Genomic DNA, 24,457 nt, shown 5'->3' with positions numbered 1-24,457 from the left:
GAAAAACATGTTGCTGATCGAATGCCCCTGGTGCGGGCCGCGCGCCGAAACCGAATTTTCCTGCGGCGGCGAAGCGGATATCGCGCGCCCGCTCGACACCGAAAAGCTCTCCGACCGCGAGTGGGGCGACTACCTCTTCATGCGCAAGAATCCGCGCGGCGTGCATCGCGAGCAATGGAATCATGCGCAAGGCTGCCGCCGCTGGTTCAAAGTGCAGCGCGATACGGTTTCATATGAAATTCAAGGCTACGAGACGTTCGACCGTCCGCTGGCTGTGATGCATGACAACGGAGGCACGTCGAAATGAGCCAGAAAGACCGACTCGGCATGGGCGGGCGCATCAATCGTGCGATTCCCGTCACCTTCACGTTCAACGGCAAGACGTATCAGGGCTTCGAAGGCGATACGCTCGCGTCCGCGTTGCTCGCGAACGGCGAGCGCTTCGTCGCGCGCAGCTGGAAGTATCACCGTCCGCGCGGGATCATCACGGCGGGCGTCGAAGAGCCGAACGCAATCGTGCAACTCGAAACCGGCGCGTACACCGTGCCGAATGCGCGCGCTACCGAAGTCGAGCTGTATCAAGGGCTCGTCGCGCAGAGCGTGAACGCGAAGCCGAACATCGAAAACGATCGCATGGCGGTCAATCAGAAGATCGCGCGCTTCATTCCCGCAGGCTTCTACTACAAGACGTTCATGTGGCCGCGCAAGTTGTGGCCGAAATACGAGGAAGTGATTCGCGATGCAGCGGGTCTCGGCGAAGCGCCGAAGCAACTCGATGCCGATCGCTACGACAAGTGCTTCGCGCATTGCGACGTGCTCGTGATCGGCGGCGGACCTTCGGGTCTCGCGGCGGCGCATGCGGCGGGTTTGTCGGGCGCGCGCGTGATTCTCGTCGACGATCAGCGCGAACTCGGCGGATCCCTTCTGTCGTGCCGCGCGGAGATCGACGGCAAGCCCGCGCTGCAATGGGTGCAGAAAATCGAAGGCGAACTGCGCAAGATGCCCGATGTGAAGGTTCTTTCGCGCAGCACGGCGTTCGGTTATCAGGATCACAACCTCGTCACGGTCACGCAGCGTCTGACGGAGCATCTGCCGATATCGCGCCGCAGCGGCACGCGCGAACTGATGTGGAAAGTGCGCGCGAAACGCGTCGTGCTCGCGACCGGCGCGCACGAGCGCCCGATCGTTTTCGGCAACAACGATCTGCCGGGCATCATGCTGGCGTCGGCGGTGTCGACGTATCTGCATCGCTATGCGGTGATGCCGGGCCGCAACGCCGTTGTGTTCACCAACAACGACGACGCATATCAATGCGCGCTCGATCTGAAGGCGGCAGGCGCGGATGTGACCGTCGTCGATCCGCGTCCGGCCGAATCGAAGGGCACGTTGCCCGCGGCCGCGCGACGCTACGGCGTGCGCGTGCTGAACAACGCGGTCATCACGGCTGCGCGCGGCAAGCTGCGGGTTGCATCGGTTGAAGTGGCTTCGTACGACAAAGGCCAGGTCGGTCAGAAGCAGACAGACCTGCCATGCGATCTCGTCGCCATGTCGGGGGGCTGGAGCCCCGTGCTGCATCTCTTCGCGCAATCGGGCGGCAAGGCGCACTGGCACGAAGAGAAAGCGTGCTTCGTGCCGGGCAAGGCGATGCAACTGGAGAGCAGCGTCGGCGCATGCGCGGGCGAGTTCTCGCTGTCGCGCGGCATTCGCCTCGGCGCGGATGCGGGCGCGGAAGCGGCGCGCGCCGCGGGTCATATCGTCGTGAAGCCGGCTGCCGTGCAAGTCGCTGAAATCGTCGAAGCGCCGATGTTGCCGCTGTGGATCGTCGGCAACAAGGAATTGTCGACGCGCGGTCCGAAGCAATTCGTCGACTTCCAGAACGACGTGTCGGCGGCCGACATCTATCTTGCGGCGCGCGAAGGCTTCGAATCGGTCGAGCACGTCAAGCGTTATACGGCGATGGGCTTCGGCACCGATCAGGGCAAGCTCGGCAACATCAACGGCATGGCGATTCTCGCGCAAGCCTTGGGCAAGACGATTCCCGAGACCGGCACGACGACGTTCCGCCCGAATTACACCCCTGTCACTTTCGGCACGTTCGCGGGCCGCGAGCTGGGCGAGTTTCTCGATCCGGTGCGCAAGACCGCGATCCACGAATGGCACGTCGAGAACGGCGCGATGTTCGAGGATGTGGGCAACTGGAAGCGTCCCTGGTACTACCCGAAGGCGGGCGAGGACATGCACGCGGCGGTCGCGCGCGAGTCGCTCGCGGTGCGTCAGAGCGTCGGCATTCTCGATGCATCGACGCTCGGCAAGATCGACATTCAAGGCCCCGATTCGGCGAAGCTCCTGAACTGGATGTACACGAATCCGTGGAGCAAGCTCGAAGTCGGCAAGTGCCGTTACGGGCTGATGCTCGACGAGAACGGCATGATCTTCGACGATGGCGTCACGGTGCGTCTCGGCGAACAGCATTACATGATGACGACGACCACCGGCGGCGCGGCGCGCGTGCTGACGTGGCTCGAACGCTGGCTGCAGACCGAATGGCCCGACATGCGCGTGCGTCTCGCATCGGTGACGGATCACTGGGCGACGTTCGCGGTCGTCGGACCGAACAGCCGCAAGGTGCTGCAGAAAGTGTGTCACGACATCGACTTCGCGAACGCGGCGTTCCCGTTCATGAGCTATCGCGATGGCACGGTGGCGGGCGCATCGGCGCGCGTGATGCGGATCAGTTTCTCGGGCGAGCTCGCGTATGAAGTGAACGTGCCCGCGAATGTCGGACGCGCGGTGTGGGAAGCGCTGATGCTCGCGGGCGCTGAATTCGACATTACGCCGTACGGCACGGAAACGATGCACGTGCTGCGCGCAGAGAAGGGCTACATCATCGTCGGACAGGATACGGACGGCTCGATGACGCCTTACGACCTCGGCATGGGCGGGCTTGTCGCGAAGTCGAAGGACTTCATCGGCAAGCGCTCGCTCACGCGTTCGGACACTGCAAAACAAGGGCGAAAGCAGTTCGTCGGCCTGCTCACCGACGATCCTTCGTTCGTGCTGCCGGAAGGCGCGCAGATCGTCGCGGGACCGTTTCAGGGCGATACCGCGCCGATGCTCGGACACGTCACGTCGAGCTATTACAGCCCTATTTTGAAGCGCTCGATTGCGTTGGCCGTCGTGAAGGGCGGTCTGGAGAAGATCGGCGAATCGGTCATGATTCCGCTCGCGAACGGCAAGCGGGTCAACGCAAAAATCACCAGTTCAGTGTTCTACGACAGCGAAGGAGCACGTCAGCATGTTGAATGAGATCAAAGGTTCCTCGACGGTCGTCGATCGCGCAATCAGCGGACAGGGTGTGTGGCAGGAGTCTCCGCTCGTCGGCGCGGATGCATTGATGAAGACGCATCAGTCGGGCTCGCCGAAAGCGTTTCGTCTGGCCGAGCGGCCGTTCCTCGAACTCGTGAACGTGCGTGGCGATACGCGCGATCCGGCGTTCGCGAAGGCGGTGCAGAGCGTGATCGGCTGCACGCCGCCCGAGAAGGCGAACACTATTGCGCGCGGCAACGGTTATACGATGCTGTGGCTCGGTCCCGATGAATGGCTCGTGCATTCGGATACGGCGCACGATGCATCGCGTCCCGCGCCGCTCGAAGCGAAACTGCGCGACGCGTTCGTCGGACAGTTCTCGGCGGCGGTGGATATCGGCAGCGGTTATACGGTGCTCGAAATCGACGGACCGAAGACGCGTGACGTGCTTTCGCGCGGTTGTCCGCTCGATCTGCATCCGAAGGTTTTCGGCGAAGGACAATGCGCGCAGAGCCATTACTTCAAGGCATCGCTTACGCTCGTGCCGCTGGGCGGCGATCGCTTCGAGATAATCGTGCGCCGCAGCTTCGCCGATTACTTCGTGAAGATGATGCTCGACGCCGCCGCGCCGTTGCTCTCATGAAGCCGTTCGAACCGCTTGCCGCGGGTGGCCTGGGCTGGCGCGTGATCGTCGATGAGTTGGTCGTGAAGACGCGCGTCGGCTTGTATGAGCATGAGCATGAAGGGCCGCAGCCCGTGTGCATCGATGCGAGCCTGCGTTATCGCGGCATGCCGCATGAATCGGACGATGGTCTCATTGATTACGAGGCGTGGTGCAATCGGGTGAGCGCGTTTCTTGAAGGGAAGGCGCATACGCGCTTGCTGGAGACGCTCGCGGTGGAGATCGCCGCGTTGTCGTTCGAAGAGTGGCCGGCGCTGGATGCGCTTACTTTGGTGCTGCACAAGCCGAAGATTCGTGAGGGCACGAAGCGGCTTGGGCTTGAACTCGACTGGCGTCGGGCGGATTTCGATGCTTGGCGGTCGCGCGTCGATGCGTGGGATGCGGCTGTAGTCCGGCGATGAACGCGTCGCGTGATTCGGCTGCGCAGCTCTCCGAACGTGCATGCAAGAAGCATGATGCGGATGCGGCGCTTAAGCTGCTGGATCGAAGTATCGCGCTGAAGCATCGGCGGATTGCGTTGATTCGGTATCTGCATGCGCAGTATCTCGATGCGCCGTTAGAGGCCAGGCATCATGAGTATGTGAGGGTCGTGGCGGCGCGGTTGAGCGCGGAGGCGGTGGTTAGGGTGGTGGAGGCGGCTAGGGGGAGGTTTGGGGGGAGTTGAAGCTCCGCGGGGGCGGAGGAATGCGACGATCGAGCCGTGCGCGGAGATAGACCTTGGCGTGCCACATGGCGGCATGGGTGCCGCAGTGGTTCCTCCGCATGCGCGGAGATAGACCCGATTTGTGTCCACACACCTACAACCCCCGTTAGCCCCCTCCGCCCAAGCGGAGCTCCCACCTCAAACCCCCACCAACCCCCCCTTCGCCCCCACCACCCCCCGCGCCCGTTTCCCCCGCGCCACAAAATAAGCCGTCTCCGCCCGCCCCAACGCAGCAACGCCTCTAATCCGATCCGCAATCTTCTCCGCCAACATGATCGTCGGCGCATTGAGATTCCCGGTCGTGATCTGCGGCATGATCGACGCATCCACGACGCGCAATCCTTCCATCCCATGCACGCGTCCTTCGCTGTCGACGACAGCCATATCGTCATAACCCATCTTGCACGAGCACGAAGGGTGAAAAGCCGTCTCCGCCTTCGCCCTCACGAACGCATCGAGTTCCGCATCGCTTTGCAGATCATCCGACGGATGCAACTCCCGCCCGCGATATCGCGCGAGCGCGGGCTGCCGCATGATCTCGCGCGTAATCCGAATGGCATCGCGAAACTCGCGCCAGTCGAGCGGATCGGCCATGTAGTTGAAAAGAATGCTCGGATGCGCGTTCGGATCGCGCGACTTGAGCTTCACGCGCCCCCGACTCGGCGAGCGCATCGATCCGACATGCGCCTGGAACCCATGCATCTTTATCGGATTCGAGCCGTTGTAATTGATCGCGACCGGAAGAAAGTGGTACTGGATGTTCGGCCAAAGATCCTCGTCGCGCGTGCGGATGAAGCCGCCCGCTTCGAACTGATTGCTCGCGCCGATGCCCGTCCCGTTCAGCATCCATTCGAGCCCGATCGCCGGCTGATTCCACCACTGCAACGCCGGATATAAGGACACCGGCTCCTTGCATTCGTACTGCATGTACATCTCGAGATGATCCTGCAAGTTCTCACCGACGCCCGGCAGATCATGCACGACAGGAATCTCCAACTCCTTCAGCCAGTCAGACCGTCCGACGCCCGAGCGCTGCAACAACTGAGGCGATGCAATCGCCCCGCTGCACACGAGCACTTCGCGCCGCACATGCGCCGTCACGCGCTGCCCGCCATGCAGATAAGCAACGCCGATAGCCCGCTTACCCGAGAACAACACACGATCCGTGATCGCATGCGTCACGATGGTCAACCCGGCACGATGCTTCGCGCGATCCAGATACCCGCGCGCCGTGCTCGCACGACGTCCCTTCGCGGTCACGGTGCGATCCATCGGACCGAAGCCTTCCTGCTGATAACCGTTGAGATCCTCGGTACGCGGATAACCCGCCTGCACGCCCGCCTCGACCATCGCGGCGAAAAGCGGATTGTTGCCGGGCTTGCTCGTCGTCACATGCACGGGACCATCGCCGCCGTGATACGCATTCGGTCCGATATCGCGCGTCTCCGCTTTGCGGAAATACGGCAGACAGTCGAGATAACTCCAGTTCTCGAGACCGGGCATCGACGCCCAGTTGTCGTAATCGAGCGCATTGCCGCGGATATAACACATGCCGTTGATCAGCGACGATCCGCCCAGCCCCTTGCCGCGCCCGCACTCCATCCGACGGTTGTTCATATGCGGCTCGGGCTCGGTTTCATAGGCCCAGTTGTATCGCCGCCCTTGCAGCGGATAAGCCAGCGCCGCAGGCATCTGCGTGCGAAAGTCGAAGCGATAATCCGGCCCGCCCGCTTCGAGCAGCAGCACCGTCACGTCTTCGTCTTCCGTGAGACGCGACGCGAGCACGTTGCCCGCCGATCCCGCACCGACGATGATGTAATCGTATTCGTTCGCGCTCATCGCACATGCTCCTTAAAACACAGGCTGATAGGGACCGAGCTCGACCTGCACGGACTTTATGCGCGTAAAGGCGCTCAGCGTGACGATGCCGTTTTCGCGCCCGACGCCCGATTGCTTGTATCCGCCGACGGGCATTTCCGCCGGCGACTCTCCCCACGTATTGATCCAGCAGATGCCCGCTTCGAGCCGATGAATCACGCGATGCGCGCGCGACAGGTTCTCCGTCACGACGCCCGCCGCGAGGCCGTAGTCGGTATCGTTGGCGCGCGCGATGACTTCGTCTTCGTCATCGAACGCGAGGATGCTCATCACAGGCCCGAAAATTTCTTCGCGCACGATGCGCATGTCATCGCGGCAATCAGCGAACACGGTCGGCTCGACGTACTGGCCGCGCGCGAATGCGCCGTCGGTCATGCGCCCACCGCCCGCGACGAGCCGCGCGCCTTCGCGCTTGCCGCTCTCGATATACGTCAGCACCTTCTGCAACTGCGCGGCGCTCGCGAGCGGCCCGAAATTCGTCCGCGGATCATCGGGCGCGCCGATGCGAATGCGCTTCACGCGCTCCATCACGAGCGCTTCGAACTTGCCGATGACACCGCGTTCGACGAACACGCGCGTGCCGTTCGTGCATACCTGTCCGGAACTGAAGAAGTTCGCGCTCATTGCGATATCGGCGGCGCGTTCGAGGTTGGCGTCGTCGAATACGATGAGCGGCGACTTGCCGCCGAGTTCCATCGTCACTTCCTTGAGCGTCGATCCGCCCGCGCGCGCCATCACTTTTTTGCCGGTTTCGACGCCGCCCGTGAACGATATCTTCTCGATGCCCGCATGTTCCGCGAGCATCGCGCCGACGCGTCCGTCGCCATGCACGACATTGAAGACGCCCGCGGGCAGGCCCGCTTCCGTATAGATTTCCGCGAGCTTCGACGCAGTCAGCGGCGTGATTTCGCTCGGCTTGAAGATCATCGCGTTGCCCGCCGCGAGCGCGGGCGCGGATTTCCAGCACGCGATCTGAATCGGATAATTCCACGCGCCGATGCCCGCGCACACGCCGATCGGTTCGCGCCGCGTATAAACGAACGACGATTCGCGCAGCGGAATCTGCTCACCTTCGATGGCCGTCGCGAGCCCCGCGTAATACTCGATGACATCCGCGCCCGTGACGATATCGACGGCGCGCGTCTCCGCGATCGGCTTGCCGGTATCGCGTGTTTCGATCGCGGCGAGTTCGTCGTTGCGCGCGCGCAGCAGATCGACCGCGCGGCGCAGGATGCGCGAGCGCTGCATCGCGGTCATCGCGGCCCATTCGCGCTGGCCTTCGCGCGCCGATTTCACCGCGCGATCGATATCCGCCTGCGACGCCCGCTGCACGCGCGCGAGCGTTTCGCCGGTCGCGGGATCGAGCGTGTCGAAGGTTTCGCCGCTTGTCGCATCGACGTATTCGCCGCCGATATAAAGCCGTTGCTCTCCGAATGCGGACATGTCGCGCTCCTTTCCTTGAATGTGATTAATCAGCCGTGCGCTTCCAGCACGAGGTCGATGTATTCGTAAGCGAGCCGCAGCGCGCCCTTCGTGTCGAACGGCTCGCCGGCCAGCGCGCCGCGCAGCCACAGGCCGTCGATCAGCGCGGCGAGGCCGCTTGCGGCGCGGCGCGCGGCGGGCTTCGTCAAGGCACGCGCGAAATCCGCGCACAGGTTCGAATGCAGACGCCGCGTGTTCACGCGCTGCAGCCGGCGCAATTCCGGCTTGTGCATGCTTTCCGACCAGAACGCGAGCCAGGTTTTCATGACGGGCCCGTTCACCTGTTCGACATCGAAATTCGCCGCGACGACCGCGCGCAGTTTCGATCGCGGATCGGGCTTCGCGGCTTTGCGGCGGCGCGACGTGCCTTGCCATAGCGAGCGCAGCACATGGCGCATCGTGGCTTCGAGCAGACCGTCCTTGTCGCCGAAGTAATGGCTGACGATGCCCGTCGACGTGCTCGCGCGCTGCGCGACCGAAGCGAGCGTCGCGCCGGAAAGTCCGGATTGGTCGATGGTATGCAACGTGGCGTCGATGAGTTGCGCGCGGCGGATATCGCGCATTCCGAGCTTGGGCATGGTCTTTTCGTGACTGACGATGTGCGCAGATACTATTTTTTTTATTTTGAACGGTCAATCAATAAAAAGCGGGTCGAAAGGTTTTCTGCGCGCGATGTCGGTTTCAGTCAAACGTGCGTCGCATTGAGTGCGAGTCGCGGCGTCGCGAGAGCGCTACCCTCGTTGCACGGGCGCGGTCATCGGTCGGATGGTTCGCGCATGCCGTCCACGAAACAAGGAGACGATAAATGAGCAGCAATCGCGGCGTCGTGTATCTGGGGCAGGGCAAGGTCGAAGTGCAATCCATCGACTATCCGAAGATGGTCGATCCACGCGGGCGGGACATCGGCCACGGCGTCATTCTGAGGGTCGTCAGCACGAACATTTGCGGCTCGGATCAGCATATGGTGCGCGGCCGCACGACAGCGGAAGTCGGCCTCGTGCTCGGCCATGAGATTACGGGCGAAGTGATCGAAGTGGGGCGCGATGTCGAGACGCTTGCCATCGGCGATCTGGTTTCGGTGCCATTCAACGTCGCGTGCGGCCGTTGTCCGACGTGCAAGGCGCAGCATACGGGCGTGTGCCTGAACGTGAATCCGTCGCGTGCGGGCGGCGCGTATGGCTATGTCGACATGGGCGGCTGGATCGGCGGTCAGGCGGAATACGTGATGGTGCCGTACGCGGACTTCAATCTGCTGAAGTTTCCCGACAAAGCGCAGGCGATGTCCAAGATCCGCGATCTGACTTGTCTCTCCGACATTCTTCCGACGGGTTACCACGGCGCGGTGATGGCGGGCGTGGGGCCGGGCTCGACGGTGTATATCGCGGGCGCGGGGCCGGTCGGGATGGCGGCGGCTGCGTCGGCGCGCTTGCTGGGCGCGGCTTGCACGATCGTCGGCGACATGAACGAGGAGCGTCTTGCGCATGCGCGCGCGATGGGCTTCGAGACGATCAACCTGTCGAAGGATGCGACGCTCGGCGAGCAGATCGAGCAGATTCTCGGCAAGCCGGAAGTGGATTGCGCGGTCGATTGCGTCGGTTTCGAAGCGCACGGTCACGGCAGCGATGCCGGTCACGAAGCGCCCGCGACGGTGCTCAATTCGCTGATGGAGATTACGAAGGCGGCGGGCGCGATCGGGATTCCGGGTCTTTACGTGACTGACGATCCCGGTGCGGTCGATGCTGCGGCGAGGAAGGGGAGTTTGAGCATTCGCTTCGGGCTGGGCTGGGCGAAGTCGCATTCGTTCCATACGGGGCAGACGCCGGTCATGAAGTACAACCGCAATCTGATGCAGGCGATTTTGTGGGATCGGTTGCCGATTGCCGATATCGTCAATGTGACGGTGGTTTCGCTCGATGAAGCGCCGGATGGGTATCGGAAGTTTGATGGCGGAGCGCCGAGGAAGTTTGTTATCGATCCGCATGGGTTGTTGAAGGCGGCTTGAGCCTTTGTTTTTGCCCCCGGCGGGTTGGGGGCCTTCGGTTTTCTTGTTGTTGCCGGATCCCGTTTTCGTGGCGGTCTATTAGCGTTGCCCCTGTGCGGGGCGGCACTCACTTTCTTTGCTGCTGCAAAGAAAGTAAGCAAAGAAAGCAGCTCGTCACGGCCCGCGGTCACACGCAATTTGGGTAGTCCTCTCGTCACAGGCGGCACTCGCCTAAAGAGTGCCCTCAAACACCTAATCGGGCTTGGATCGCGCACGGTCCGCCGCCCGAAAACGCTGAGGACACTGGTTCAGCACGAAAGAGCTTCGGCACAGCGCTACGCGCTGCCGCCCGGTATGCAAGGGAAACCAAAGGGCGGCGATTGCAGTGAGATGGAGACGTTAGTAGAGAAGCACATGCATCCCCGATGGACCGGTCGGCCGCGGAGCGGGCTGGAGCTATTTGGTGCTGAACCAGTTTCGTGTGTGATGCGATGTGGCAGACCGTGCGCGATCCAAGCCCGGTTGGGCCTATGAGGGCACTCTTTAGGCAGCCCACGAACGACGAGAGGACTACCCAAATTGCGTGTGACCGCGGGCGTATCAGTAGCTGCTTTCTTTGCTTACTTTCTTTGCAGCAGCAAAGAAAGTGAGTGCCGCCCCGCACAGGGGCAGTGCTAATAGACCGACGCGAAAACGGGATCCGGCGAAACCAAGCCAAGCCAACCCAACCCGGGCTCCGGCGAAACCAAGCCAAGCCAACCCAACCCGGGCTCCGGCGAAACCAAGCCAAGCCAACCCAACCCGGGCTCCGGCGAAACCCACGCCAAGCCAAGCCAGCCGCCGGCCAAACCGGCATCCGGCAAAACCCGAACCAAGCGAAAACCACAAGGCAAAAAGCAAGAAAACCGCGTCATACTAGGACGCATGAAGGCCGATTACCTCCGAACCGCGCTTTCCTTCCGCCTGGCGGCCCCCTCCGATGCTGCGGAAATCGCGCGCATCCACGTGAAGGCCTGGCAGGCCGCCTATCGTTCCATCTTCCCCGCCGAATACCTCAATTCGCTTTCCATTCCGAAACGCCGTGCCCTCTGGTCCGAGCTGATCGCGCGCGGCATGCCCCGCATAATGCTCGCCGAACGCGACGACATCATGCTCGGCTGGATCGCATGGGGCCCGTCACGCGATAACGACAAAGGCAGAACGGATGCCGAAATCGAAGCCATCTATATCGACCCGGCACACTGGCGCCAGGGCGCGGGAAGAATGCTGATCGATGAAGCGATCAACGCCGCGGCAAGCGAAGGCTATCGGGAAATGACGCTCTGGGCGCTCGAAGAAAACGTGCACGGCCTGCGCTTCTACAAGGCGCTCGGCTTTGCACTGGACGGCGTGTTCCGCACCGAAAGACTCGGCGGATGCGAAGTCTGCGAAACGCGCCTTCACATGGCGATCTGAACGCTCAGGCCACCATCGCGGGAACGGCAGCCAGCGGCGGCACCTGCTTGCGCCGCTCGCGCGTCGGCGCCGTGCCGAACGCATCGCGATAGCTCTTCGAGAAATGACACGCCGACTGAAAACCGCACGCCATCGTGATGTGCATGATCGACATGTCGGTCTGCAGCAGCAATTCACGCGCGCGCCGCAAGCGCAACGTCAGATAGTAATGCGTCGGCGTCATGCCGAGATGTTCGCGGAATAGCCGCTGCAGTTGCCGTTGCGACATGCCCGCGAGCCGCGCCAGTTCCTCGCGCGACAACGGCTCTTCGATGTTGTTCTCCATCAGCGAGATGACTTCGAAGAGCGACTTGTTCGCGGACCCCAGACGCGCGACGAGCGGCATCCGCTGCTGCGCGCTCGTATCGCGCACATGCTCGACGATGAACTGCTCCGCGATCTGCGTCACCCGCGCGGTGCCGACGCGTGCCGCGATCAAGTTCAGCATCATGTCGAGCGGCGCGACGCCGCCCGTACACGTCACGCGATCGCGATCGACCACGAACAGCTCTTTGAGAAAGCGCGTGTCGGGAAACTCTTCTTTAAGCGCCGACATGTTTTCCCAGTGAATCGCGCACGCATAGCCGGCGAGCAAGCCCGCGCGCGCCAATGCATACGTGCCGGTGCAAAGCGAGCCGAGCACGCTGCCCGTGCGCGCGAAACGGCGCAAGGCAGAAAGATGCGCGGGCGTAGTCGCACGCTGCACGTCGATGCCGCCGACCACGAACACGATGTCGGGCTGCCCGACGCATTCCACCGGACCGGTATCGACGGAAAGCCCGTTGCTCGCCGTCACCGGCCCGCCCTCCGGACTCACGATCGACCAGCGATACAACGGCTGCCCCGTCAAGTAGTTCGCCATGCGCAGGACTTCGATCGCATTGGTGAACGCGATCATCGTGAAGTTGGGAAGCGGCATGAACGCGAAGTGTGACAGCGACGCCGTGCGATCGGAGGACATGTGAGAACTGATTCCTTGGAATCTATTGAGTGGCGCCGTCATGCGCGGCGCTTACCACGCTTGCAATTTTGGTTGCGAGTGCAACTACCATGCCATCAGGCTAAACCCTGATCGATGAAGGGCATCGCGCATGCTCCGCTGCGCGCTCGCACTGACGCGGGGCCAGGCGCCGCAAGACATGCACTGCAGCAGCGCACGATCGTTCCGATGCAGTGCAACAGCCCACACAAAAAATTCGCTACACCGAAAAGGAATTCGCCACTTGTCGAAAACAGACGCGCATGTCGGAAAAGGTAAAGAACACGTCTGAATTCGTAAATTGACCGGCAGGGCGAAAGTCAAGAATAGACGCAACGACGAAAGCGACGTCGAACGACCCCCACCTCTCAGGCGACACGGAGCACACCACGATGAGCACCCTCCACAACGACAGCATCATCATCGACGGACTGAACATCTCGAAGTTCGAGCGCTCCGTGTTCGAAGACATGAGAAAGGGCGGCGTCACCGCCGTGAACTGCACCGTGTCGGTGTGGGAAGACTTCCAGAAGACCATCGACAACATCGCGGAAATGAAGCAGCAGATCCGCGAATACAGCGAAATTCTCACGCTCGTCCGCACGACCGACGACATCCTGCGCGCAAAGAAGGAAAACAAGACCGGCATCATCTTCGGCTTCCAGAACTCGTATGCGTTCGAGGACAACCTCGGCTATATCGAAGTGTTCAAGGAGCTGGGCGTGAACGTGGTCCAGCTTTGCTACAACACACAGAACCTCGTCGGCACGGGTTGCTATGAACCGGACGGCGGTCTGTCGGGTTATGGCAAGGAAGTGATTCACGAGATGAATCGCGTCGGCATCATGGTCGATCTCTCGCACGTCGGCGCAAAGACGTCTTCCGATGCGATCGCCTGCTCGAAGAAGCCCGTCACGTACTCGCACTGCTGTCCGTCGGGACTCAAGGATCATCCGCGCAACAAGAGCGACGATCAACTGCGCGAGATCGTCGATGCGGGCGGCTTCGTCGGCGTGACGATGTTCTCGCCGTTCCTCAAGAAAGGCCCGGATGCAACGGTCGATGACTATCTCGAAGCGATCGAATACACCATCGATGTCATCGGCGAAGACAACGTCGGTATCGGCACGGACTTCACGCAAGGCTATAGCACCGAATTCTTCGACTGGATCACGCACGACAAGGGCCGTTATCGCCGCCTGACGAACTTCGGCAAGGTCGTGAATCCGGAAGGCATTCGCACGATCGGCGAATTCCCGAACCTCACCGCTGCAATGGAAAAGGCCGGCTGGAGCGAATCGCGCATCAAGAAAGTGATGGGCGAAAACTGGATGCGCTTCTTCGGCGAAGTCTGGAACGTCTGACCGTCAACGACAAATAAACAGGAACCCCGCGATGCAACCGCAACTGCCTATCGATGTCGATCCGCAAACCGGCGTCTGGACCACCGACGCGCTGCCGATGCTCTACGTGCCGCGCCACTTCTTCACGAACAATCACGTCGCCGTCGAAGAAGCGCTCGGCCGCGATACGTATGCCGAGATTCTCTACAAGGCCGGCTACAAGTCCGCGTATCACTGGTGCGACAAGGAAGCCGAGAAGCACGGCATCAGCGGCATGGCGTGCTTCGAGCATTACCTGAAGCGCCTGTCGCAACGTGGATGGGGACTCTTCACGATCGTCGAAGCCGATCCTGCGACATCGCATGCGCGCATTCATCTGCATAACTCGTCGTTCGTGCTCGCGCAGCCCGGCAAAGAGGGCAAGCTCTGCTACATGTTCGCGGGATGGTTCGCGGGCGCGATGGACTGGGTCAACGACACGGCTCCCGACAGTGCGAAGAAAGGTCCGCGCTCGACGTCGATCGAAACCCAATGCGCGGCGGAAGGCCATTCGCATTGCGTATTTGAAGTGTCGCCGCTGTAAGCAAAGCTCAACTCCGAGGTCGATCGCGATGCGTTACCCGAACCTTTTCAAGCCTCTTCAGCTCAACAAGCTCACGTTGCGCAACCGCATCGTCAGCACCGCGCACGCGGAGGTCTATGCCGAACCGGGCGGTCTGCCCGGCGACCGCTATATCCGCTATTACGAGGAGAAAGCGAAGGGCGGCGTCGGCCTCGCCGTGTGCGGCGGTTCGAGCCCGGTGTCGATCGACAGTCCGCAAGGCTGGTGGAAGTCGGTGAACCTCGCGACCGACAAGGTCATCGATCCGCTCTCGCGTCTCGCCGAAGCCATGCATCGTCATGGCGCGTTCATCATGATTCAGGCGACGCACATGGGCCGCCGCTCCGCATGGCACGGCGAGCACTGGCCGCATCTGATGTCGCCGTCGGGCGTGCGCGAGCCGGTGCATCGCGGCAACGCGAAGATCATCGAAGTGGAAGAGATCAAGCGCATCATCCAGGACTTCGCGGCGGCCGCGAGGCGCGTGAAGGATGCAGGCATGGACGGCATCGAGATCTCGGCGGCGCATCAGCATTTGATCGATCAGTTCTGGAGCCCGCGCACCAACTTCCGTACCGATGAATGGGGCGGTTCGTTGGAGAATCGTCTGCGCTTCGGGATGGAAGTGCTGAAGGCCGTGCGTGAAGAAGTGGGCGCGGATTTCTGCGTCGGCCTGCGCATGTGCGGCGACGAATTTCATGAAGACGGTCTCTCGCACGAGAACCTCAAGGAGATCGCGCAGGCGATGTCCGAAAGCGGCCTCATCGATTATGTCGGCGTGATCGGTTCGGGCGCGGATACGCACAACACGCTCGCCAACTGCATGCCGCCGATGGCGCTGCCGCCCGAGCCGTTCGTGCATCTCGCCGCGGGCATCAAGTCGGTCGTGAAGCTGCCGATCATGCATGCGCAAAGCATTCGCGATGCGGGACAGGCCGAGCGTCTGCTTGCAAACGGCATGGTCGATCTCGTCGGCATGACGCGCGCGCAGATCGCCGATCCGCATATGGTCATCAAGATTCGCGATGGCCGCGAAGACGAAATCAAGCAGTGCGTCGGCGCGAACTATTGCATCGATCGCCAGTACAACGGTCTCGACGTTTTGTGCGTGCAGAACGCCGCGACGTCGCGCGAACAGACGATGCCGCACGTCATCGAAAAGACGCGTGGCCCGAAGCGCAAGGTTGTCGTGGTCGGCGCGGGGCCTGCCGGTCTCGAAGCGGCGCGCGTCGCGCGTTCGCGTGGTCATGATGTCGTGCTGTTCGAGAAGAACGATTATGTCGGCGGTCAGATCATGCTCGCCGCGAAAGCGCCGCAGCGCGAGCAAATGGCCGGCATCGTGCGCTGGTTCGACATGGAAACGAAGCGCCTCGGCGTCGATCGCCGTCTCGGTGTCGCCGCCGACGAGAAGATGATCATGGCAGAGAAGCCGGACATCGTCGTGCTCGCGACGGGCGGTTCGTCGTTCACCGAACAGGTTCCTGCGTGGGGCGTCGAAGAAGGTCTCGCCGTGAGTTCGTGGGACATTCTTTCGGGCAAGGTCGAGCCGGGCAAGAACGTGCTCGTCTACGACGGCGTATCGACTCATGCGGGCGCGGGCGTAGCGGACTTTATCGCGTCGCGCGGGAATAACGTCGAGATCGTCACGCCCGATGTCAAAGTCGCCGACGACACCGGCGGCACCACGTTCCCGATCTTCTATCGCCGTCTCTATGCGCAAGGCGTCATTCATACGCCTAACTACTGGCTCGACAAGGTCTACGAGGAAAACGGCAAGAAGATCGCCGTGATCCGCAACGAGTACACGGAAGAGCAGGAAGAGCGCGCGGTGGATCAGGTCGTGATCGAGAACGGCATCACGCCGAACGACGCGCTCTACTGGAAGCTCAAGCCCGAGTCGCTCAATCGCGGACAGATCGACGTGCACACGCTGTTCGCATCGCTACCGCAGCCGTCGTTGAGCGAAGAGCTCGGCAACGGACGCTTCCTGTTGTTCCGCGTCGGCGACTGCATCTCGATGCACAACATCCACAGCGCGATCTACGATTCGCTGCGCCTCTGCAAAGACTTCTGACGAGGTATTCGACGATGAACCCCGTGTTTGTCATCACCGCGCTGTTGTGGCTTTCGATGGCGGGCCTCGCGTTCGCCTTGCTCAAGCGCGCAGCGTACTGGCGCGAAGGCCGCGCGACGACGGCCGGCGCCTATGGATGGGCGAATCTGCTGACCATTCCGAAGCGCTATTTCGTCGATCTGCATCATGTCGTGGCGCGCGATCCGTATATCGCGAAGACGCACGTCGCGACCGCGGGTGGCGCGATCCTCGCGATGGCGCTCGTCTTCATCAACTACGGTCTCGCGATCTATTCGGTGTGGCTCGACCGCGCGATTTTCCTCGCGGCGATCATCATGTTCGTCGGTGCGATGTTCGTGTACAAGCGGCGTCGCGCGAAGGACGTGCCCGCGCGTCTGTCGCATGGACCGTGGGACAGCCTGCCGTTGCTGCTCGGTTCGTTCGCGCTCGGTCTCGCGTTGTTCATGCTGCTGCCTGCATCGTGGATGTCCGGCGCGCTCGCGATCATCGTCGCGTTGCTGATCGCGGCGGGCGCGTACACGATGACCTTCGGCGCGGCGCAAGGCGGCCCGATGAAGCACGCGATGGCGGGTCTGCTGCATCTCGCCTTTCATCCGCGTCAGGAGCGTTTTCACGCGAAGGACGAGAACGAACGCGAAGTCGTGCCGCCGACGGCGCTCAAGAAGCCCGTGCTCGATGCGAAGGAATATGGCGTCGGCAAGCCGGTCGAGTTTCGCTGGAATCAGTTGTTGAGCTTCGATGCCTGCGTGCAGTGCGGCAAGTGCGAGGCCGCGTGTCCCGCGTTCGCATCGGGTCAGCCGTTGAATCCGAAGAAGCTGATTCAGGATCTGGTCGTCGGCATGGTCGGCGGATCGGACTCGCAATACGCGGGTAGCCCGACACCCGGCATTCCCGTCGGCAGGCATTCCGGCGGTCCGGCCAAGCCGCTCATCTCGCAGATGATCGAAGCGGACACGATCTGGTCGTGTACGACGTGCCGCGCGTGCGTGCAGGAGTGCCCGATGCTGATCGAGCACGTCGATGCGATCGTCGACATGCGCCGCAATCAAACGCTCGTCGAAGGCGATGTGCCCGGCAAAGGCCCGATCACGCTCGCGAACCTGCGCGAGACCGGCAGTCAGAACGGTTTCGATATCGGCGCGCGCTACGACTGGTCGGTGGATTTGCAAGTGCAGGTCGCGCAGCCGGGACGCCCTGTCGATGTTCTGCTGATCGCCGGCGAAGGCGCATTCGACATGCGCTATCAGCGCACGCTGCGCGCGCTCGCCAAAGTGATGAACAAGGCGGGCGTCGATTACGCGGTGCTGGGCGGCGTCGAAACGGATACGGGCGACACGGCGCGGCGTCTCGGCGACGAAGCCACGTTCCAGCAATGCGCATCGAAGCTGATGAACACGCTGTCGCAATACCAGTTCCGTCGCATCGTCACGGCCGATCCGCATGTGCTGCATAGCTTGCGCAACGAATATCGCGCGCTTGGCGGCTACTACGAAGTGCAGCATCACACGGCGTTCATGGCGGAGCTCGTCGCGAGCGGCAAGCTCACGCCGAAGGCCGCCGCCGTGCTCGCGGACAAGAAAATCACGTACCACGATCCGTGCTATCTCGGCCGCTACAACGGCGAGACGGAAGCGCCGCGCAAGTTGCTGAAGACCATTGGCATCAAGGTCGTCGAGATGGAGCGTCATGGCATGCGCGCGCGTTGCTGCGGCGGTGGCGGCGGTGCGCCGCTGACGGATATCCCCGGCAAGCAGCGCATTCCCGATATCCGCATCGCGGATGCGAAGTCGGTCGGCGCGGAAGTCGTCGCGGTCGGTTGCCCGCAATGCACCGCGATGCTGGAAGGCGTGGTCGGTCCTCGTCCCGAAGTGCTCGACGTGGCGGAACTCGTCGCTGCGGCCTTGGAGTGAAGCGATGAACAACGACATCAAACGAATCGATCCGCGCCGTCCCTTCGTCATCACGGCCGATGGACTGAAGCGCATCACGCTCGGCGAAATCGGCAATGGCGTCGTGCTGAACTTCACGCACGGCGGCCACAAGGAAGCGACGAAGCCGCGCCGCACGACGAAGCCCGCGACGCGTTCGCTGCTCGTCGCGGCGCACACGGATCGCGGCGCGCTCGACGATCACGCGCGCCAGGCGCTCGCGGCCGCCGCCTTGCTCGCGGACGATCAGACCGAAGTCGTGCTGATCGCGTTCGGCGAGTTCAAGGACGATGCCGCCGTGCTCGGCGCGGATCGCTACGTCGCGCTGCCGGAGTTCGATCGCCGCAACTACGCGCCCGACGAAGAAGTGCGCGCGTTGACCGCCTGCGTCGCTGCGTTCCGACCGGCGCATATCTTCATGCCCGACAACGCAACCGGCGACGGCGATCTCGGCCGCCGCTACGCCGCACGCGCCGATGCGTCCATCGCGACGCAGGTCGTCGAAATCGATGCAGCGCATGTCGCGTCGTATGCACAGGCGGGTCGCGCGCTTGCATCGCGTGCATTGCCCGACATGGTTTTGCTTGCAGCTCATGCCGTCGATGCGAAGCTGCCCTTCGTCGGCGCGGGCGAGGCGATGAATCCGCAAGGCATCGTGCCGGCGGCGAAAGCGAGCGCTTACGTCGATCTCGGCATCGAAGAGATGGACGCGGCGCAGGTCGCGCTGGAGGAAGCGGACTTCATCGTGTCGGCGGGCAACGGCGTGTCGGACATCGCCGCGTTCGAAGCGCTCGCGGGCACGCTGGGCGCGGCGATCGGCGCGAGCCGCGTCGCCGTCGACGATGGCAAGTTCACGCGCGACAAGCAGATCGGCGCGACCGGCAAGACGGTCGAGGCGAGCGTGTATATCGCGTTCGGCATTTCGGGCGCGGTGCAGCACTTGCAGGGCATCAAGGATTGCCGCCACGTCATCGCCGTGAATCTCGACGCCAGTGCGCCGATCGCGAAGCGCGCGAATCTGACGATCGTCGCGGACACGCAGGAAACGATCAAGGCACTGACCGATGCCGCCGCCGCCGCACGCGCCGCGCGTGCCAGCGGCGGATCGATCGCGCAGACCGCGCACATCGCCGAAGGAGTCGCTGCATGAAGATCGCCGTTCTCGTCTCCACCGGACGTCATCCCGTCAGCGGCGCGGCGCGCTACAGCCGCAACGACGCCGCCGCGCTGACCATCGCCATCGGCATCGCGAAGACGCACGGCGCGCAACTCGACGTGTTGCACGCGGGTGATCCGGCTAATCCGGCGTTGCAGGAATATCTCGCGCTCGGCGCGTCGAAAGTCGAAGTGCTCAACACGCAAGGCGATGCGTGTGCGGCCCTCGCGCAAAGGCTTGCGGGTTACGAGCTCGTGTTCACCGGCACGCGCGCCGAAGGCGCTTACGACAGCGGCACGCTGCCGTACAAGCTCGCGGATGCGCTGAACGTTCCGCTCGTCGGCGCGGCCGTCGATGTCGGCGTGACGAAGGAAGGTGTCGAAGTGCGCCAGTTCATGCCGAAGGGCTTGCGCCGACGCGTGCGCGCGCCGCTGCCCGCGCTCGTCGCCGTGCATCCATTGGCCAACGCCGCGCCGCGCTACGCCTATGCGCGCATGCGCGAAGGCCACGTCGCGCCGGTCGCCGCGAGCGCGCCCGTCGACAAGGAAAGCACGGCGTGGCGCATCGGCCCGGTGACGGCCAAGCCCAAGAAACTCGCCGCGCCGGAAAAGCGCTCGGGCCACGCGCGCATGCTCGGCGCGACAACGACCGAAAGCCGCGGCGGAAGCGTCGTAATTGAAGGGAGTTCCGTCGAAAAAGCACAAGTGATTCTGGCGTATTTGCGCGAGCATCAACTCGTCGATTACTGATTTCTCGACCCACATCGACCCACATACAGGTGCACACGATGAAAGTTTCGGCAGACGTTCGCGCAATGATCGAACGCCGCAAAAAGGGCCACACGCTCGAGGCGCCGTTCTACACGAGCGAAGAGATTCACGCGCTCGACCTCGATGCCATCTTCCGCAAGACCTGGATTCAGGTCGCCGTCGAGCCGGACATTCCCGAGCCGGGCGATTACACGACGATCGAGATCGGCAACGATTCGATCCTGATCGTGCGCGACGACGATATGGAAATACGCGCCTTCTACAACGTGTGCCGGCATCGCGGCGCGCGCCTGTGCAATCAGGAGAAGGGCTCGCTCGGCAATATCGTGTGCCCGTATCACAGCTGGACCTACAACCTCTCCGGCGATCTGATGTTCGCCGAGCACATGGGCGACCAGTTCGACCGCTGCAAGCACAGCCTGAAGAAGGTGCATGTGCAGAATCTCGCGGGCCTCATCTTCGTCTGTCTCGCCGATGAACCGCCCGCCGATTTCGCCGTGATGCGCGAAGCGATGGAGCCGTATCTCGCGCCGCACGGTCTGAAGGATTGCAAGATCGCGGCGAGCATCGATATCGTCGAGAAGGGCAACTGGAAGCTCACGATGGAGAACAATCGCGAGTGCTATCACTGCGTCGCGAATCATCCAGAGCTGACCATTTCGCTTTACGAATACGGCTTCGGCTATCAGCGCTCGCCCGCGAACGAAGAAGGCATGGCGGCGTTCGAGAAGACCGTCGAAGAGCGCACGAAGCAATGGGAAGCGATGTGCCTGCCGTCCGCGGAAATCGAACGCCTCGCCGATCTCGTGACGGGCTTTCGCACGCAACGTTTGCCGCTCGATCGCGATGGCGAATCGCAGACGCTCGATGCGAAAGTCGCATCGAAGAAACTGCTCGGCGGCTTCGAGCGCGCGGACCTGGGCGGCTTGTCGTTCTGGACGCAGCCGAACTCGTGGCATCACTTCATGAGCGATCACATCGTGACGTTCTGCGTGATTCCGCTTGCATCGGGGGAAACGCTCGTCCGCACGAAGTGGCTCGTGCACAAGGACGCGCGCGAAGGCATCGATTACGACGTCGACAATCTCACCGCCGTGTGGCGCGCGACGAACGATCAGGACCGCACGCTCGTCGAGTACTCGCAACTCGGCGTCGCGAGCAACGCCTACGAACCGGGTCCGTACTCGCCGTTCACGGAAGGTCTCGTCGAGAAGTTTTGCGAGTGGTACATCGGACGTCTTGCCGATTACGCCGATACGCCCGAGCACGGCGTCGATGCGTCGCTCGGTGAGAAAGTCGTTTCCTTCATGCGCTGACAGCCTCGTAGCAGGAGTAGAACATGATGCGCGATCAGGCTACTTTCGAGCCGACCGACAGCCGCGTGACCCAGCCGAAGTTCTGGGGGACGCTGCCCGTGCGCTGGAATTGCGACACGGACGAGACGCTCGTCTGCTGTCACGTCCGACAGGAAACGCACGACGTCAAGAGCTTTTTCTTCAAGGCGCCGGGTGAGCGCACGTTCGTCTTCGAGCCGGGGCAGTTCATCACGCTGGAGCTCGAGATCAACGGCGAGCAGATCAATCGCTGCTATACGATCTCGTCCGCGCCGACGCGCCCGCACACGATCTCCATCACGGTGAAGCGCGTGCCGGGCGGGCCGGTGTCGAACTGGCTGCACGATAACCTCGTCGCGGGATCGACGGTGCGCGTGCTCGGGCCATCGGGCGAATTCACGTGCGCGCGTCATCCGGCGCGCAAGTATTTGTTCTTGTCGGCGGGTTCGGGCATTACGCCGCTCATGTCGATGAGCCGCGCGCATCACGAACTCGGCGACGATGCCGACATCGTGTTCGTGCATAGCGCGCGCACGCCGGATGACATCATCTTTGCGCGCGAGCTCGATCTCATCGCGTCGAATCACAAGAACTTCCGCACGGCGTTCGTGTGCGAGCGGGTCGGCACGCGCACGAACTGGCCGGGCGTGACGGGCTTTCTCACGCTGCCGCTCCTGAAGCTGATCGCGCCGGACTTTCTCGAGCGCGAAGTCTTCACGTGCGGCCCGGCGCCGTATATGAAGGCGGTGCGCGATCTGCTCGATGCAGGTGGTTTCGATCGCAAGCATTATCACGAGGAGAGCTTCTCGTTCGGCGTCGTCGAGGAAGTCGCGGCTGAACTGACGACGGCGCATGTCGCCGAGGCCCTTGCGACGCAGACGGATTTCGTCGAAGCGCGCGAGGAGGCGGTCGGCTTTGCGCCTGCGCCGACAGAGCCCGTCGAGATCATCGAAGCGCCTGTTGAAGCCGCGCCCGTCGTCGATACGAAGTTCAAGGTGAGCTTCGCGAAGAGCCGGCGCGACATCGAATGCGGCAGCAACGAACATGTGCTCGATGCGGCGAAGAAGGCGGGCGTGCGCTTGCCATCGTCGTGTACGCAGGGCATGTGCGGGACGTGCAAGGTCAAGCTCGTGTCGGGCGAAGTGAGCATGAAGCATGCGGGCGGCATACGTCAGCGCGAGATCGATCAGGGCATGGTGCTGCTGTGCTGCAGCAAGCCTATGAGCGATCTCGTCGTCGACAAGTAAGCCCTGAGGGGCGCGTCGTTTCTTGACAACTGAGTGTCGGAAAAGTGCGCTACGCGTCAATTCTGGCTGGTGATTCTGTTCGCTACACGGCGTGGGGCCGCTAAGGGGAAACCAAATGAAACCGATGAGAAGAATGCTCGTTTTGGGGGCGATGAGCGCCGCCCTCGCATCGAGCCTGATGGCAAACGCCGCGGATAAGCCGACGATCAAAATCGGTTATGTCGAGGGCTGGGACGATAGCGTGGCGACGTCGAACGTGGCGGCGCGCGTGATCGAGAAGAAGCTGGGTTATCCGGTGCAACTGGTGCCGGTGGCCGCGGGCGTGATGTGGCAGGGCGTGGCGCGCGGCGATCTCGACGCGACGCTGTCGGCGTGGCTGCCGGTCACGCATGGCGCGTACTGGAACAACTTCAAGTCGAAGGTCGTGAATCTCGGTCCGAACTTTCAGGACGCGAAAATCGGCTTGATCGTGCCGGAGAACGTCGACGTCAACAGCTTGAGCGATCTCGAGGCGAAGAAGGCGGAATTCGATTCGCGCATCGTGGGCATCGATGCGGGCGCGGGTGTGATGCAGAAGACGAGCGAAGCGATCAAGGCTTATAACCTCGACTACAAGCTGCTGCCGAGCTCGGGTTCGGCGATGACGGCGGAACTGGCGCGTTCCGAAGCGGCCAATAAGCCGATCATCGTGACGGGCTGGAAGCCGCACTGGATGTTCGCGAAGTACAAGCTCAAGTTCCTCGAGGATCCGAAGAAGGTGTTCGGTGAGTCGGAGCACGTCGATAACGTGATCAATCCGGAGCTGGAGAAGAAGGCGCCGCAGGTGGTGGCATTCCTCAAGAAGTTTCAGTGGAAGCCGGGTGAGATCGATAGCGTGATGCTGGCGACGCAAAATGGAGAGAAGCCGCAGGCGGCGGCGGATGCGTGGATCAGCGCGCATGGGGATCGGGTGGAGTCCTGGACTAAGTAATTTTTTTCGTTGGGTTTTTTGGGTCTTTGGGCGTTTGGGCAAACGCTGAGCGTCGTGGGTTATGCCTGCGGCGCTTTTTTTTGGGGTTTTGCTCTTGGCTTTTGCTTTTGGCTTTTGGCTTTTGATTTCGCCGGATCCCGTATTCGTGTCGGTCTATTAGCATTGCCCCTGTGCGGGGCGGCACTCACTTTCTTTGCTGCTGCAAAGAAAGTAAGCAAAGAAAGCAGCTACTGATACGCCCGCGGTCACACGCAATTTGGATAGTCCTCTCGTCGTTCGTGGGCTGCCTAAAGAGTGCCCTCATAGGCCCCATCGAGCTTGGCTCGCGCACGGTCTGCCACATCGCACCACACACCAAACTGGTTCAGCACCAAATAGCTCCAGCCCGCTTCGCGGCCGACCGGTCAATCGGGTCCGCGCGTGCTTCGCTACTAACGTCTCAATCTCGCTGCACTTGCCGCACGTTGGTTTCCCTTGCATACCGGGCGGCAGCGCGTAGCGCTGTGCC

General features: G+C 62.3%; 20 protein-coding genes. 16 read left to right on the top strand and 4 right to left on the bottom strand.

The window, feature by feature from the left end; genetic code table 11:
• Window positions 1–7: 7 nt before the first annotated feature.
• The 5 genes from QCE58_RS22880 to QCE58_RS22860 are packed head-to-tail and all read left to right on the top strand — an operon-like array spanning window position 8 to window position 4,652.
• Window positions 8–307 carry a sarcosine oxidase subunit delta gene (locus QCE58_RS22880; protein ID WP_175982376.1) on the top strand — a complete coding sequence of 100 codons (300 nt, stop codon included), beginning with the start codon at window positions 8–10 and terminating at the stop codon, window positions 305–307.
• A complete protein-coding gene (locus QCE58_RS22875) occupies window positions 304–3,306 on the top strand; it encodes a sarcosine oxidase subunit alpha family protein (protein ID WP_250440853.1) in 3,003 nt (1,000 codons plus the stop codon). Before QCE58_RS22880 ends, QCE58_RS22875 begins: the two co-directional genes overlap by 4 nt.
• A complete protein-coding gene (locus tag QCE58_RS22870) occupies window positions 3,296–3,949 on the top strand; it encodes a sarcosine oxidase subunit gamma (RefSeq protein ID WP_175982377.1) in 654 nt (217 codons plus the stop codon). The genes QCE58_RS22875 and QCE58_RS22870 overlap by 11 nt, the downstream gene beginning before the upstream one ends.
• The gene (locus QCE58_RS22865; RefSeq protein WP_250521470.1) at window positions 3,946–4,389 is read left to right on the top strand and encodes a dihydroneopterin aldolase; all 444 of its coding nucleotides are present in this window, start codon (window positions 3,946–3,948) and stop codon (window positions 4,387–4,389) included. Before QCE58_RS22870 ends, QCE58_RS22865 begins: the two co-directional genes overlap by 4 nt.
• The gene (locus QCE58_RS22860) at window positions 4,386–4,652 is read left to right on the top strand and encodes a hypothetical protein (protein WP_008354170.1); all 267 of its coding nucleotides are present in this window, start codon (window positions 4,386–4,388) and stop codon (window positions 4,650–4,652) included. Before QCE58_RS22865 ends, QCE58_RS22860 begins: the two co-directional genes overlap by 4 nt.
• 177 nt (window positions 4,653–4,829) lie before the next feature.
• On the opposite strand, the gene betA is transcribed toward QCE58_RS22860, so the two are convergent.
• Genes betA through betI form a run of 3 tightly spaced genes read right to left on the bottom strand, consistent with a single transcriptional unit; the run spans window position 4,830 to window position 8,629 of the window.
• Window positions 4,830–6,530 carry a choline dehydrogenase gene (gene betA / locus QCE58_RS22855; RefSeq protein WP_250521471.1) on the bottom strand — a complete coding sequence of 567 codons (1,701 nt, stop codon included), beginning with the start codon at window positions 6,528–6,530 and terminating at the stop codon, window positions 4,830–4,832.
• A 12-nt stretch (window positions 6,531–6,542) separates the two neighbouring features.
• Window positions 6,543–8,012: a betaine-aldehyde dehydrogenase gene (gene betB, locus QCE58_RS22850; protein WP_250440856.1), complete on the bottom strand. Its 1,470-nt coding sequence runs from the start codon at window positions 8,010–8,012 to the stop codon at window positions 6,543–6,545.
• A 29-nt stretch (window positions 8,013–8,041) separates the two neighbouring features.
• Entirely contained in the window at window positions 8,042–8,629 is a 588-nt protein-coding gene (gene betI / locus QCE58_RS22845; protein WP_008354158.1) for a transcriptional regulator BetI, read from the bottom strand.
• Window positions 8,630–8,856: 227 nt separating this feature from the next.
• Here betI and fdhA point away from each other — a divergent pair, with 227 nt between their 5' ends.
• Window positions 8,857–10,053, top strand: a complete 1,197-nt coding sequence (gene fdhA / locus QCE58_RS22840; protein WP_008354157.1) for a formaldehyde dehydrogenase, glutathione-independent — start codon at window positions 8,857–8,859, stop codon at window positions 10,051–10,053.
• 984 nt (window positions 10,054–11,037) lie between these two features.
• Window positions 11,038–11,487 (top strand): GNAT family N-acetyltransferase, encoded by a 450-nt coding sequence (locus tag QCE58_RS22835; RefSeq protein ID WP_241484883.1) that lies wholly within the window; start codon window positions 11,038–11,040, stop codon window positions 11,485–11,487.
• Window positions 11,488–11,491: 4 nt separating this feature from the next.
• Here QCE58_RS22835 and QCE58_RS22830 read toward each other — a convergent pair whose 3' ends face one another.
• Window positions 11,492–12,487: a GlxA family transcriptional regulator gene (locus QCE58_RS22830; RefSeq protein ID WP_008354155.1), complete on the bottom strand. Its 996-nt coding sequence runs from the start codon at window positions 12,485–12,487 to the stop codon at window positions 11,492–11,494.
• 410 nt (window positions 12,488–12,897) lie between these two features.
• Between QCE58_RS22830 and QCE58_RS22825 the strand changes: the two genes are divergently transcribed.
• From QCE58_RS22825 to QCE58_RS22785, 9 genes are all read left to right on the top strand, one after another.
• Window positions 12,898–13,869 (top strand): dipeptidase, encoded by a 972-nt coding sequence (locus tag QCE58_RS22825; protein WP_008354153.1) that lies wholly within the window; start codon window positions 12,898–12,900, stop codon window positions 13,867–13,869.
• Between the two features lie 31 nt (window positions 13,870–13,900).
• Window positions 13,901–14,431 (top strand): DUF5943 domain-containing protein, encoded by a 531-nt coding sequence (locus QCE58_RS22820; protein ID WP_250521472.1) that lies wholly within the window; start codon window positions 13,901–13,903, stop codon window positions 14,429–14,431.
• Window positions 14,432–14,459: 28 nt separating this feature from the next.
• Window positions 14,460–16,523: an NADH:flavin oxidoreductase gene (locus QCE58_RS22815; RefSeq protein WP_250436319.1), complete on the top strand. Its 2,064-nt coding sequence runs from the start codon at window positions 14,460–14,462 to the stop codon at window positions 16,521–16,523.
• A gap of 14 nt (window positions 16,524–16,537) precedes the next feature.
• Window positions 16,538–18,454: a (Fe-S)-binding protein gene (locus QCE58_RS22810; protein ID WP_175982382.1), complete on the top strand. Its 1,917-nt coding sequence runs from the start codon at window positions 16,538–16,540 to the stop codon at window positions 18,452–18,454.
• A 4-nt stretch (window positions 18,455–18,458) separates the two neighbouring features.
• On the top strand, window positions 18,459–19,622 hold the full coding sequence (locus QCE58_RS22805) for an electron transfer flavoprotein subunit alpha/FixB family protein (protein WP_175982383.1): 1,164 nt from the start codon (window positions 18,459–18,461) through the stop codon (window positions 19,620–19,622).
• A complete protein-coding gene (locus tag QCE58_RS22800; RefSeq protein WP_250521473.1) occupies window positions 19,619–20,377 on the top strand; it encodes an electron transfer flavoprotein subunit beta/FixA family protein in 759 nt (252 codons plus the stop codon). The genes QCE58_RS22805 and QCE58_RS22800 overlap by 4 nt, the downstream gene beginning before the upstream one ends.
• A 38-nt stretch (window positions 20,378–20,415) precedes the next feature.
• Window positions 20,416–21,714, top strand: coding sequence for an SRPBCC family protein (locus tag QCE58_RS22795; protein WP_175982385.1), 1,299 nt, complete (start codon window positions 20,416–20,418; stop codon window positions 21,712–21,714).
• A 23-nt stretch (window positions 21,715–21,737) separates the two neighbouring features.
• Window positions 21,738–22,979, top strand: a complete 1,242-nt coding sequence (locus QCE58_RS22790; RefSeq protein ID WP_409014144.1) for an FAD-binding oxidoreductase — start codon at window positions 21,738–21,740, stop codon at window positions 22,977–22,979.
• Window positions 22,980–23,112: 133 nt separating this feature from the next.
• On the top strand, window positions 23,113–23,949 hold the full coding sequence (locus tag QCE58_RS22785) for a glycine betaine ABC transporter substrate-binding protein (RefSeq protein ID WP_409014143.1): 837 nt from the start codon (window positions 23,113–23,115) through the stop codon (window positions 23,947–23,949).
• Window positions 23,950–24,457 lie beyond the last annotated feature (508 nt).

Origin of the sequence: Caballeronia sp. LZ028, from assembly GCF_031451415.1 — a bacterium.
GTDB lineage: Bacteria > Pseudomonadota > Gammaproteobacteria > Burkholderiales > Burkholderiaceae > Caballeronia > Caballeronia zhejiangensis.
The sequence above is the reverse complement of the archived record's forward strand: the minus strand, read 5'-3'. Positions and strand labels throughout refer to the sequence as shown.

Coding starts and splice junctions, on each gene's coding strand:
- QCE58_RS22880 (WP_175982376.1), top strand. CDS start 8: ATGTTGCTGATCGAATGCCCCTGGTGCGGGCCGCGCGCCGAAACCGAA.
- QCE58_RS22875 (WP_250440853.1), top strand. CDS start 304: ATGAGCCAGAAAGACCGACTCGGCATGGGCGGGCGCATCAATCGTGCG.
- QCE58_RS22870 (WP_175982377.1), top strand. CDS start 3,296: ATGTTGAATGAGATCAAAGGTTCCTCGACGGTCGTCGATCGCGCAATC.
- QCE58_RS22865 (WP_250521470.1), top strand. CDS start 3,946: ATGAAGCCGTTCGAACCGCTTGCCGCGGGTGGCCTGGGCTGGCGCGTG.
- QCE58_RS22860 (WP_008354170.1), top strand. CDS start 4,386: ATGAACGCGTCGCGTGATTCGGCTGCGCAGCTCTCCGAACGTGCATGC.
- betA (WP_250521471.1), bottom strand. CDS start 6,530: ATGAGCGCGAACGAATACGATTACATCATCGTCGGTGCGGGATCGGCG.
- betB (WP_250440856.1), bottom strand. CDS start 8,012: ATGTCCGCATTCGGAGAGCAACGGCTTTATATCGGCGGCGAATACGTC.
- betI (WP_008354158.1), bottom strand. CDS start 8,629: ATGCCCAAGCTCGGAATGCGCGATATCCGCCGCGCGCAACTCATCGAC.
- fdhA (WP_008354157.1), top strand. CDS start 8,857: ATGAGCAGCAATCGCGGCGTCGTGTATCTGGGGCAGGGCAAGGTCGAA.
- QCE58_RS22830 (WP_008354155.1), bottom strand. CDS start 12,487: ATGTCCTCCGATCGCACGGCGTCGCTGTCACACTTCGCGTTCATGCCG.
- QCE58_RS22825 (WP_008354153.1), top strand. CDS start 12,898: ATGAGCACCCTCCACAACGACAGCATCATCATCGACGGACTGAACATC.
- QCE58_RS22820 (WP_250521472.1), top strand. CDS start 13,901: ATGCAACCGCAACTGCCTATCGATGTCGATCCGCAAACCGGCGTCTGG.
- QCE58_RS22815 (WP_250436319.1), top strand. CDS start 14,460: ATGCGTTACCCGAACCTTTTCAAGCCTCTTCAGCTCAACAAGCTCACG.
- QCE58_RS22810 (WP_175982382.1), top strand. CDS start 16,538: ATGAACCCCGTGTTTGTCATCACCGCGCTGTTGTGGCTTTCGATGGCG.
- QCE58_RS22805 (WP_175982383.1), top strand. CDS start 18,459: ATGAACAACGACATCAAACGAATCGATCCGCGCCGTCCCTTCGTCATC.
- QCE58_RS22800 (WP_250521473.1), top strand. CDS start 19,619: ATGAAGATCGCCGTTCTCGTCTCCACCGGACGTCATCCCGTCAGCGGC.
- QCE58_RS22795 (WP_175982385.1), top strand. CDS start 20,416: ATGAAAGTTTCGGCAGACGTTCGCGCAATGATCGAACGCCGCAAAAAG.
- QCE58_RS22790 (WP_409014144.1), top strand. CDS start 21,738: ATGATGCGCGATCAGGCTACTTTCGAGCCGACCGACAGCCGCGTGACC.
- QCE58_RS22785 (WP_409014143.1), top strand. CDS start 23,113: ATGCTCGTTTTGGGGGCGATGAGCGCCGCCCTCGCATCGAGCCTGATG.